Source organism: Herbidospora sp. RD11066, assembly GCF_054661255.1.
In genome coordinates this window covers 45564-56766 of sequence record NZ_BAAGDO010000013.1, presented here as the reverse complement: position 1 = coordinate 56766, position 11203 = coordinate 45564, and the positions used below count along the sequence as shown (strand labels likewise).

Below are 11203 nucleotides of genomic sequence, written 5' to 3'. Positions count from 1 at the left end.
GGCCCTGTATTACGAGAATTCGGCGAGCGTGCGCTCGGCCTCTTCGAGCCAGGAGCGTCGGGCGGCGATGCCCTCTTCGGCCTCCTTGGCCTGCTTGCTGCCCGGCTGGGCCTTGCCCAGGCGGGTCTCCAACTGCTCGATCGACCGGCGGAGCTGGTTGACCGTGTCTTGAGCACGCGCGCGGGCCTCGGGGTTGGAGCGCTTCCACTCCTGCTCCTCGGCCTTGCGGACGGCGTCGTCGATCTTCCGCAGGCCACCCTCGAGCCGGTCGCGCTGCTCGCGCGGCACCGGGCCGACGGCCTCCCAGCGCTCGACCAGGGCCCGGAGCTGCCCGCGCGCCGCGCGGACGTCGGTCACCGGAAGGATCTTCTCCGCCTCGACCAGGAGCAGCTCCTTGGCCTCGGCGTTGGCCGAGAACGAGGCGTCGCGCTCGGCGAACACCGCCGACCTGGCCTGGAAGAACTGGTCCTGGGCGCCCTTGAAGCGGTTCCAGAGCTCGTCTTCCGACTCGCGGGAGGCCCGGCCGGCCGCCTTCCAGCGCCGCATCAGCTCGCGATAGGCCGCCGCGGTGGCGTTCCAGTCGGTCGAGGAGGACAGCGCCTCGGCCTCGCTCACGATGCGTTCCTTGTCGGTACGCACCTGGTCGCGCTGCTCGTCGAGCGAGGAGAAGTAGGCCTTGCGACGCTTGGCGAAGGCCGTGCGGGCCGTGGACAGGCGCTTCCACAGCGCCGCCTCGGTCGCCCGGTCGATCCGCTCGGCCGCCTTCCACTCCTCGACGAGCTGACGCAGCCGCTCGCCGCCGGACTTCCAGTGAGTGGCGTCCTCGGCGATGCGCTCGGCCTCGCCGACGATCCGCTCCTTGATCTCCTTGGCCTGGCCGCGGGCGACCTCGCGGGCCGCCTTCACCTCTTCGCGGCGCTTGCCCACGATCTCGGTCAGGGCGCCGAGGCGGTTGAGAAGTGAGTCGAGATCACCGACCGCGTTCGCCCCGGTGATCGCCTCGCGCAGCTTCACGATGCCGGCCTCCGCCTGTGCAGGCGGCAGATCGGTGCCCTTCACCCGCTGTTCGAGCAGCTGTACCTGACCGGCCAGCTCGTCGAACTTACGGTGATAGTAGGCCAGCGCCTCTTCCGGTTCGCCGGCCTGCCAGGACCCGACGGCCCGTTCTCCCTCAGCCGTACGCACGTAGACGGTGCCGTCGTCGTCTACCCGGCCCCACGGGTCGGTGGTCACCGTGTCCTCCCGCACTCGAATCAGCCTCCAGGGCGTTTAGCCCTTGGTTGTATTACGTCAGCTCTTGCCGGTAATTGTCACGTCTTTGATGTCCACTGCCTGCTTCGGCGGTCCGTCTGAGCCGCCTTCGGCTCCCGCCTTGGCCACCTTGTCGACGAGGTCCAGGCCCTTGGTGATGGTGCCGAAGGGCGTGTACGAGTCGGGCAGGGTGTCCGTCTCATCGCCGTAGACGATGAAGAACTGGCTGCCGTTGGTGTTCGGGCCGCTGTTGGCCATGGCCAGGACACCGCGCTTGTAGCTGGCGCCCTCGAGGTTCTCGTCCACGAAGCGGTAGCCGGGGCCCCCGCTGCCGCTGGCGGTCGGGTCGCCGCACTGGAGCACCTTGATGCCCTCGGTGGTGAGGCGGTGGCACTTCGTGTTGTCGAAGTAGCCCTTGCTCGCCAGGTGGGTGAACGAGCCGACCGTGCAGGGCGCCTTGGCCCCGTCGAGGTCGGCCTCGATGACGCCCAGGTTCGTTTCGATCTTCATGACCGCCGGAGCCGCGGCGACCTTGGGGTCGGGCTTGCCGACGTCCTTGGCCGCGCCCGCCGGATCGGTCACGTAGTCGCACCGGCCGGTGCCCTTGTCATAGGGCAACGGCTCCGCGGGGGCCGCTGCGGCGGGATCGGACGGGTTGGCCGACGCCGGCGCGGACGCCGCTGCGGTGGCCGGGTCGTCGTCGTTCCCTCCCGTCAGGAAGAACGCCGCGGCGACGATGCCGACGACGACGACCACGACGCCGGCGGTGGTCCCGATGGCGGCCGTGCGCTTCGCCGCGCGTTCACGTTGGACGCGCGCTGCCTGCTGGCGCTCGTGGTGTTCGCGCGCGAGTTGCTTCTGCCGGTCCTTCCCGGTGACCACTTCGTCCTCCCGACTGTCCAAGAATGACTATTGAGGTGGGCGAATCGTATCGGCACACAGGTATTGGTTCGCAGCCCGCCGACCCGCACCGGTACCCTTCGGTTACATTCGCTCGCTCAATCCTTTGAGACATCGAGGCCGCTCCGTTGTTCATCGCAGGGTTCCCAGCCGGGTCGTTCCAGACCAACTGCTACGTCGTCGCGCCCGCCGCAGGCGAGGAATGCGTGGTCGTCGACCCAGGTCAGGACGCTGTTGGGGGCCTCGACGAGCTGATCCGCGAGCACCGGCTGAAGCCGGTCGCGGTGGTCCTGACCCATGGGCACATCGACCACATCTGGTCGGTCGGTCCGGTTTGCGGCGCTCGTGAAATTCCTGCCTGGATTCATCCAGATGATCGGGTTCTGCTGAGCGATCCGGGCCGGGGATTCGGCGCCATGAGCAAGCAACTGTTCGGTGGGCTGGAGTTCAGCGAGCCCGACGACGTCCGCGAGCTGACCGACGGCGCCGTGCTGGAGCTGGCCGGCCTGGAACTGGTCGTCGACCACCGGCCGGGCCATACCGGGGGGTCGGTGACCTTCAGGCTCGACCGCGAACAGGTGATGTTCGCCGGAGACCTGTTGTTCCGCGACTCCATCGGCCGCACCGATCTGCCCGGCGGCGACCACCCGACCATGCTCCGCAGTCTCGCCAAGACGTTGACGCTGCCGGACGAAACGGTGGTTCTCCCCGGTCACGGACCCCAGACGACCATCGGCCGCGAGCGCGCCCAGAACCCGTTCCTGAAAGATCTGGAGCACGGGGCGCCCGGCCCGAACCGAGGACTGTGATGACCTTCCAGGCGCCCAAGGGCGTTAGCGAATACACGCCGCCCCGCTCGGCGGCGTTCCGGCGGGCGATCGACACCTTCGCCGCCACCGTGACCAAGGCCGGTTACGGCTACCTCGAACTGCCGGTGTTCGAGGACACCCAGCTCTACGCGCGCGGCGTCGGCGAGTCGACCGACGTCGTGACCAAGGAGATGTACACCTTCCAGGACCGGGGCGGCCGTTCGCTCACCCTGCGTCCCGAGTTCACCGCCGGGGTGCTGCGGTCGGTGCTGGAGAACGGCCTGCACAACGGCCAGCTCCCCGCGAAGGTCTGGGCCGTCGGCCCCGCCTTCCGCTACGAGCGGCCCCAGGCCGGGCGCTACCGGCAGTTCTACCAGGTCGACCTTGAAGCGATCGGCAGCGACGACCCGCTGGTCGACGCCGAGACGATCGCCATCGCGTGGGACTGGTACCAGCAGCTCGGGCTTCAGCGGCTGACCCTGCTGCTCAACACGCTGGGCTGCGCCGAGTGCCGTCCGATCTACCGGGCCGCGCTGCAGGACTTCCTGCGCGCCCTCGACCTCGACGACGACACCCGGGCCCGCGTCGAGATCAACCCGCTGCGGGTGCTCGACGACAAGCGGCCCGAGGTGAAGGCCCAGCTCGAAGGGGCACCGCTGGTCACCGACCACCTGTGCGCCTCCTGCAAGGCCCACCACGACCAGGTGCGCACCGCCCTGGCCGACCTGTCGATCCCGTGGACCGACAACCCGCGCCTGGTGCGCGGCCTCGACTACTACACCCGCACCACCTTCGAGTTCGACCACCCGCTGCTGGGGGCGCAGTCGGCCGTCGGCGGGGGCGGCCGCTACGACGGGCTCTCCGAGTCCATCGGCGGGCCGCCGCTGCCCGGCATCGGCTTCGGGCTCGGCCTCGACCGCACCGTGCTGGCCATGGAGGCCGAGCAGGTCGCCGCGGCCGCCGTCTCGACGGTCGACGTCTACGCCGTGCCGCTGGGCGAGGAGGCCCGGCGTCGCGCGTTCGCGCTGCTCACCGAGCTGCGCCGGGCGGGGCTTTCGGCCGACATGGCCTACGGCTCGCGTGGGCTCAAGGGGTCCATGAAGGCGGCGTCGAAGTCGGGGGCCAGATACGCGCTGATCATCGGTGAGCGCGACCTGGAGGCGGGGGCCGTACAGCTGAAGGATCTGGAAACCGCTGAACAGACCGAGGTGTCCCTCGCCTCGATCGTCGACACCCTGAAAGGGAAACTCTTGTGATCCGCACCCACCAGGCCGGGACGTTGCGCCCCGAGCACGCCGGCCAACAGGTGACGCTGGCCGGATGGGTCGCCCGGCGCCGTGACCACGGCGGCGTGGTCTTCATCGACCTGCGCGACTCCTCCGGCTCCGCCCAGGTCGTCTTCCGCGAAGAGGACGACGCTCACGGCCTGCGCTCCGAATACTGCGTGAAGGTCGTCGGAGAGGTCCGGGTGCGGCCCGACGGCAACGAGAATCCCGACCTTCCCACGGGTGGCATCGAGGTCGTCGCCACCCAGGTCGAGGTGCTGAGCGAGGCGGCCCCCCTGCCGTTCCCGATCGAGGGCGCGGCGGGGGTGTCCGAGGAGGCCCGGCTCAAATACCGCTACCTCGACATCCGCCGCCAGCAGCTCGGCGACGCCCTGCGCATCCGCTCGAAGGCGACCTACCTGGTCAACGAGGTGATGAACGAGCGCGGGTTCGTCTACGTCGAGACGCCGAACCTGACCCGTTCGACCCCCGAGGGCGCCCGCGACTTCCTGGTGCCGGTCCGGCTCCAGCCGGGCAACTGGTACGCCCTGCCCCAGTCGCCCCAGCTGTTCAAGCAGCTCCTCATGGTGGCCGGGCTGGAGCGCTACTACCAGCTCACCAAGTGCTTCCGCGACGAAGACCTGCGGGCCGACCGGCAGCCCGAGTTCACCCAGATCGACATCGAGATGTCGTTCGTCGACCAGGACGACGTCATGGAGCTCGGCGAGGCGATCATCGGGCGGGTGTGGAAGGAGACGCTCGGCTACGAGCTGCCCTCCCCGCTGCCCCGCATGACCTACGCCGACGCGATGGCCCGCTACGGCTCCGACAAGCCCGACCTGCGGTTCGGCCTCGAGCTCGTCGACCTGACCGAGTTCTTCAAGGACACCACGTTCCGGGTGTTCCAGAACGAGTACGTCGGCGCGGTCGTCATGCCCGGCGGCGCCTCGCAGACCCGCAAGGAGCTCGACGGCTGGCAAGACTGGGCCAAGTCGCGCGGCGCGCGGGGCCTGGCCTACGTGCTCGTCCAGGAAGACGGGTTCGGCGGCCCGGTGGCCAAGAACCTGTCCGAGACCGAGATCTCGGGGCTGCGCGCGGCCACCGGCGCCGAGGTCGGCGACGCGATCTTCTTCGCGGCCGGCGCCCGGCACGCCTCGCGTGAGCTGCTCGGCGCGGCCCGGCTGGAGATCGGCCGCCGCAAGGAGCTGATCGACGAGTCGCAGTGGTCGTTCCTGTGGGTCGTCGACGCCCCCATGTTCGAAGACGACGGCGAGGGCGGCTGGACGGCCGTGCACCACCCGTTCACCGGCCCCAAGCCCGAGTGGAACGACAACTTCCAAGACCACCCGGGCGAGGCCCTGGCCTACGCCTACGACATGGTCTGCAACGGCATGGAGATCGGCGGCGGCTCGATCCGAATCCACCGCGCCGAGATGCAGCAGCGGGTCTTCGACGTCCTGGGCATCTCCAAGGAGGAGGCCGAGAGCAAGTTCGGCTTCCTGCTGGAGGCGTTCAAGTACGGCCCGCCGCCGCACGGAGGCATCGCCTACGGCTGGGACCGGGTCTGCATGCTGCTGGCGGGCGGTGAGTCGATCCGCGACGTGATCGCCTTCCCGAAGACCGCCTCCGGCTTCGACCCGCTGACCGCCGCGCCCACGCCGATCACCCCGGCGCAGCGCAAGGAAGCGGGAGTCGACGCCACGCCCAAGGCGTAGCAACGAAGAAGGGCCGGTCCGTAAGGACCGGCCCTTCTTTCGTCTTAGTCGAGCCGCCCGACCGCGCCGAAGAATCCGGCCTTGGTGGGGTCGGCGTCGGCCAGCCCGGCGATCTCCGGCCGCCATACCCCCACTTGGACGATTCCCGGCTCCAGCAGCTCCAGGCCCTCGAAATAGGCCGCGACCTGCGAGGAGGTGCGGGCCGTGATGTTCCCGCTGGTGGTCTGCCGGTACGTCTTGTAGACGACCTGCTGCAGATCGTCGTCGACCTCGCCCATGTGGCCGTGCGACATGACCAGGTAGCTGCCCGGCACCATCGGCACCCGCAGCTCACGCACGATCCTGGACGCCTCGTCGTCGTCGGGCACGAAGTGCAGGATGGCCAGGAGAAGGATGGCCACCGGCTGCGAGAAGTCGATGAGGGCCCGCACCTCGGGGTGTTCGAGGATCGCCTTGGGCTCGTGCAGGTCGGCCTGGACGACGGCGGTGTTGGGGTTCTTGGCCAGCAGCGCCCGCCCGTGGGCCAGCACGATGGGGTCGTTGTCGACGTAGACGACCCGTGCGTCGGGGGCGACCGCCTGGGCGACCTGGTGGGTGTTCTCCCGTGTCGGCAGGCCCGAACCGATGTCGAGGAACTGCCGGATGCCCTCCGAGGCCAGCATGCGTACGACGCGGGAGAGGAACGCCCGGTTCTCCCGGGTGAATTCGCGGACGTACGGCATGCGCGAGAGGATCTCGTCGGCAGCTTCCCGGTCGGCGGCGAAGTTGTCCTTGCCGCCGAGGTAGTAGTCGTACATCCGGGCGACGCTGGGCTTGTGCGGGTCGATGACCCACGACGGTGCCGGGTCGTGCTCGGACAACGTGGTTCGCCTCCGGTCAGGGGGGTGGCATACGCGTTCGGTCGAGATCTCGCGTCCGTAATCTGCGTAATGGATCGCCTTTGGCGAGATTCTAGGGGTTCTGTTGGGATTCGTGTTCCAGAAAACGCCGAAGGGCGGATCCCGGAGGACCCGCCCTTCGTGGTGAGCTCGCGTTACTTGACGATGACGTCCTTGATCTCCACGCGGATCTTCGGCGCGTTGGAGCCGCCCTCCTCGGACAGGATGTCGTCCTCGTTCTTGATGACGCCGCCCGCGGCGATCTTGTCGACCACGTCGAGACCCTGCGTGACCACGCCGAACGGCGTGTACGCCGCCGGGAGCTGGGCCGCCTCGTCGCTGAAGGAGATGGCGAACTGGCTGCCGTTGGAGTTGGCGGCGTCGCCGCCCTGGGCCATGAACACCACGCCGCGCGTGTAGGCCGGGCCGAGGTTCTCGTCGGGGAACAGGTAGCCGGGGCCGCCGGTGCCGTCGGTCTTGTTCTTCCCGTCGCCCTTGGCCTGCGGGTCACCGCACTGGAGCAGGTCGAGGCCGTTGCTCTCGGTGGTGGTGAGGCGGTGGCACAGGGTGTTGTCGAAGTAGTTCTTCTTCGCGAGGAAGTACATCGAGTTGACCGTGCACGGCGTCGACTCGGGGACCAGCTCGATGACGATGTCGCCCTGGTTGGTCTTGATCGTCATGTTCTTGGCGTTCAGCGCCGCCTTCACCGGCTTGGCCGGGGGCATGCCCACGAACTTGGCGGGGGTACCGGTGTCGTCCTTGCGGTATTCGCACTTGACGTTCTTCGGGTCCACCGGGGTGGGGGGCGCCGTCGGCTGGTCGGGCAGCGTCGAGGGGATCGCCGTGATCGACGGGGCGGGCGTCGCCGGGGCCGACTCCTCGCCGGCGGACACGTTCTGGGTGTCCGCTCCACTGCTGGAGCAGCCCGTCACCGCGACGAGCGAGAGGATCACCGCACCGACCCCCAACCGGACGCGACGGGCCTGACCCAGGGCCAGGGGTTTCTGCCGATTTGTGTCGGTCACTGCGTTGCCTTCCCTTTATCCGTCCATTGCTGAAGTTTCGCGTCACTCTATCCGTGATCGCGTTTGCTTCGCGTAAGCCTCGTCCCACCGGCCACTTGCGTAACGATCTTGCCTTAACCAGGGCGGGGATTAGCATTGTGGGGGTGCCTAGTGGGTCGTACCTCCGCTTTCCTCACATCCATCGTGATCTTCTGACGTTCGTCGCAGAGGACGACGTGTGGATCGCTCCGCTCGACGGCGGGCGGGCCTGGCGTCTGACGGTCGAGCAGGTGGGCGCCGCCCATCCCCGCCTGTCGCCCGACGGGGCCACGGTGGCCTGGAAGGGCGGGCGGATACCCGCCGAGATCCACGTCGCCCCGGTCGAGGGCGGCGGCGTCGAGCAGCTCACCCACTGGGGCGGCGGCGCCCGCGTGCACGGGTGGCTCGACGCCCGGACGGTCCTCGCCACCGGCTCCCACGACCAGCCCTTCTCCCACTTCACCTGGGCCAGGGCCGTGCCGCTCGACGGCGGCCCGGGGGAGCGGCTGCCGTACGGCCCGGTCAGCGACCTCGCCTTCAAAGACGGCCACACGCTGCTGCTGACCGGCTCGGCCGGGCACGACCCCGCCCACTGGAAGCGCTACCGGGGCGGCGGCATGGGCAGGCTGTGGCTCGACGGGCGGCGCCTGCTCACCGGCCACGGCGGCCAGATCACCGCCCCGATGCTCGTCGACGACCGCATCGCCTTCCTGTCCGACCACGAGGGGACCGGAAACCTGTATTCGGTCGCCTACGACGGCGGCGATCTGCGCAGGCACACCGGCCATCAGGACTTCTACGCCCGCCAGGCGGCCACCGACGGCACCCGCGTCGTCTACGCCCGCGCCGGGAGCCTGTGGCTGCTGCCGAGCCTGACCGCCGAGCCCGAACCCCTGGAGGTGCGCCTCGGCGGCGCCGGGCGTGGCCGCCAGCTCTACTGGTCGCGCCCCGCCCCCGCCGACCTGGCCTGCGACACCACCGGCCGGGCCAGCGCCGTCGAGGTGGGCGGCGCCATCCACTGGGTGACCCACGAAGACGGCCCGGTCCGCGTCCTGTCGGGCCGGGGCCGCGCCCGGCTCCCGATCGTGCTGGGCCGGTTCGAACGCGCCGACGACGCCGAGCCCGACGACCTGGGCAAACGGGTCAACGGCCCGGCGGCCTGGGTGACCGACGTCTCCGGCGAGGACGCCATCGAGCTGGGCGTCCCCGGCGGCGCCACCCGCACGATCGCCGAAGGCGAGCTGGGCCGGGTCGAGGAGATGGAGGCCGCCCCCGACGGCTCGGTGATCGCGGTCGCCTCCCACGACGGGCGCCTGCTCCTGGTCGACCCCGAGACCGGCGCGGTCGTCGAGCTCACCCGCACCGAGTTCGGCGTCATCGGCGACCTCGGCTTCGACCCCCGCTCCCACTGGCTGGTGTGGTGCCACCCGGTGTCGCGCGGCGCCGCCATCCGGATGGCCCGCCTTCCTGCGGCACCCGACGACGACTCCGGCGCCGAGGTCACCGAGGCGACCGCCCCCGAGACCCCCGCCGCCGAGATCGTGCACGTCACCGACGGCCGGTTCACCGACACCTCGCCCACCTTCACGGGCGACGGCCGCAACCTGGTGTTCCTGTCGCGGCGCGGGTTCGAGATGATCCGCGACTCGCACAGCTTCGACCTGGTGATCACCCACGGCACCCGGCCCTACCTGCTGCCGCTCGCGGCCGGGGCGCCCTCGCCGTTCGCGCCCTCGGTCGAGGGCAAGGCGGCCGACGGCGGCGAGGCGGGCGACGGGCCCGTCACGGTCGACCTGGCCGGGCTCGACGGGCGGATCGTGCCGCTCCCGGTGCCCGAAGCGCAGTACTGGGGGCTGCGGCCGGTCAAGGGCGGGCTGGTCTGGTTCCGCAGCGCCACCGGCGAGGCGACCGTGCTGGAACGTTTCGACCTCGACAAGCGCAAGACCGAGGAGCTCACGACCGACGTCCATCTCTACTCCGTCAGCGGCGACGGCTCGAAGATCGTGGTGCACGACTCCTCCGACATGCGGGTGATCTCCGCGACCGGCAAGAACGGCGAGGGCACGACCGTCGACCTCGACCGGGTGCGGGTCAGGGTCGACCCCGGCCGGCGCTGGCGGCAGGCCTACGCCGAGGCCGGGCGGATCATGCGCGACTACTTCTGGGTCGCCGACATGGCCGGGGTGAACTGGCCGGAGGTGCTGGAGACCTACCGTCCCTGGCTCGACCGGATCGGCGGCCCGCAGGACTTCGCCGACCTGATCGGCGAGGTCGTCGGGGAACTCGGCGCCTCGCACGCCTACGTCCACGCCGCCCGCTACCACGGCCGTCTGCCCACCGGCCGGCTCGGCGCCGACCTGGCCCGCGACACCGACGGCCTGTGGCGGGTCGGGCGCGTCTACCCGTCGGAGCTGTCCGACTCGGCCGCCCGCTCACCTCTCCAGGGCTCGGGTGTACGGACCGGCGACGCGATCCTGGCCGTCGACGGCATCCCGGTCGACCCGGTGACCGGCCCCGCCCCGCTGCTGCACGCCGCCTACGGGCACCCCGTCGAGCTGACCGTCGAGTCGGGCGCCCGCGTCTTCCGCGCGGCCGTCGTCCCGCTGTCCGACGACCGCCCGCTGCGCTACCACGCCTGGGTGGCCGACCGGCGCCGCCTGGTCCGCCGCCTGTCGGGCGGCCGCATGGGCTACCTGCACGTGCCCGACATGCAGCGCGCGGGCTGGGCCCAGCTCCACCGCGACCTGTCCCACGAGCTGGCCATGGACGCCGTCATCGTCGACGTGCGCGGCAACCAGGGCGGCAACACCTCCCAGCTCGTCGTCGAGAAGCTCTCCCGGCGCATCGTCGGCTGGAACCTGTCCCGGCGCGAGGAGCCCAGGAGCTACCCCATGGACGCCCCGCGCGGCCCGGTCGTGGTGCTCTGCGACGAGGAGACCTGCTCCGACGGCGACATCATCACCGCCGCCGTCCAGGCCCTCGGGCTCGGCCCGGTGATCGGGACCCGCACCTGGGGCGGCGTCATCGGGATCCGGGGCTCCCACCGGCTGGCCGACGGCACCCGGATGTGGGTGCCCGGGTTCGCCTACTGGCTGGAGAACTACGGCTGGGAACTGGAGAACCAGGGGGCGACGCCCGACGAGGAGGTGTTCATCACCCCCGCCGACTGGGCCAGGGGAGCCGATCCGCAGTTGGACGCCGGGGTGCGGCACGCCCTCCGGGCGCTGGAAGGGCGTACGGTCAGCGTGCCGCCCGACCCCTCCACCAGGCCGTTCCGCGGTCGCATGCGCGGCTGATCTTTTTCATCCCGTTCTCAGATCTTTCTGGTAGTCCGTCTGATAT

The 11203-nt window shown here is 70.3% G+C and carries 8 protein-coding genes; 4 read left to right on the top strand and 4 right to left on the bottom strand.

Features of this window, described 5'->3' with window-relative positions:
* Positions 1-9 precede the first annotated feature (9 nt).
* Together ACYQ78_RS35420 and ACYQ78_RS35415 are read right to left on the bottom strand one after the other, a co-directional pair.
* Positions 10-1248, bottom strand: coding sequence for a DUF349 domain-containing protein (locus ACYQ78_RS35420; RefSeq protein WP_459805340.1), 1239 nt, complete (start codon positions 1246-1248; stop codon positions 10-12).
* Positions 1249-1290: 42 nt separating this feature from the next.
* Positions 1291-2154: a peptidylprolyl isomerase gene (locus ACYQ78_RS35415; protein WP_459805339.1), complete on the bottom strand. Its 864-nt coding sequence runs from the start codon at positions 2152-2154 to the stop codon at positions 1291-1293.
* Between the two features lie 125 nt (positions 2155-2279).
* Here ACYQ78_RS35415 and ACYQ78_RS35410 point away from each other — a divergent pair, with 125 nt between their 5' ends.
* From ACYQ78_RS35410 to aspS, 3 genes are read left to right on the top strand one after another with little or no spacing between them, the layout of a single operon-like run.
* On the top strand, positions 2280-2960 hold the full coding sequence (locus tag ACYQ78_RS35410) for an MBL fold metallo-hydrolase (protein ID WP_459805338.1): 681 nt from the start codon (positions 2280-2282) through the stop codon (positions 2958-2960).
* Positions 2960-4216, top strand: a complete 1257-nt coding sequence (gene hisS, locus ACYQ78_RS35405; protein WP_459805337.1) for a histidine--tRNA ligase — start codon at positions 2960-2962, stop codon at positions 4214-4216. The genes ACYQ78_RS35410 and hisS overlap by 1 nt, the downstream gene beginning before the upstream one ends.
* The gene (aspS, locus tag ACYQ78_RS35400) at positions 4213-5940 is read left to right on the top strand and encodes an aspartate--tRNA ligase (protein ID WP_459805336.1); all 1728 of its coding nucleotides are present in this window, start codon (positions 4213-4215) and stop codon (positions 5938-5940) included. The genes hisS and aspS overlap by 4 nt, the downstream gene beginning before the upstream one ends.
* 44 nt (positions 5941-5984) lie before the next feature.
* Here the strand turns inward: aspS and ACYQ78_RS35395 are convergent, their stop codons facing one another.
* Together ACYQ78_RS35395 and ACYQ78_RS35390 are read right to left on the bottom strand one after the other, a co-directional pair.
* Positions 5985-6800: an SAM-dependent methyltransferase gene (locus ACYQ78_RS35395; RefSeq protein ID WP_459805335.1), complete on the bottom strand. Its 816-nt coding sequence runs from the start codon at positions 6798-6800 to the stop codon at positions 5985-5987.
* A gap of 173 nt (positions 6801-6973) precedes the next feature.
* Entirely contained in the window at positions 6974-7843 is an 870-nt protein-coding gene (locus ACYQ78_RS35390) for a peptidylprolyl isomerase (protein WP_459805334.1), read from the bottom strand.
* Positions 7844-7986: 143 nt separating this feature from the next.
* Here ACYQ78_RS35390 and ACYQ78_RS35385 point away from each other — a divergent pair, with 143 nt between their 5' ends.
* Complete coding sequence (locus ACYQ78_RS35385) at positions 7987-11157, top strand: S41 family peptidase (protein ID WP_459805333.1); 3171 nt, start codon at positions 7987-7989, stop codon at positions 11155-11157.
* Positions 11158-11203 lie beyond the last annotated feature (46 nt).

Bases quoted from the DNA above. Each gene is read 5' to 3' on its own strand.
- hisS (WP_459805337.1), top strand. From the start codon at position 2,960: ATGACCTTCCAGGCGCCCAAGGGCGTTAGCGAATACACGCCGCCCCGC.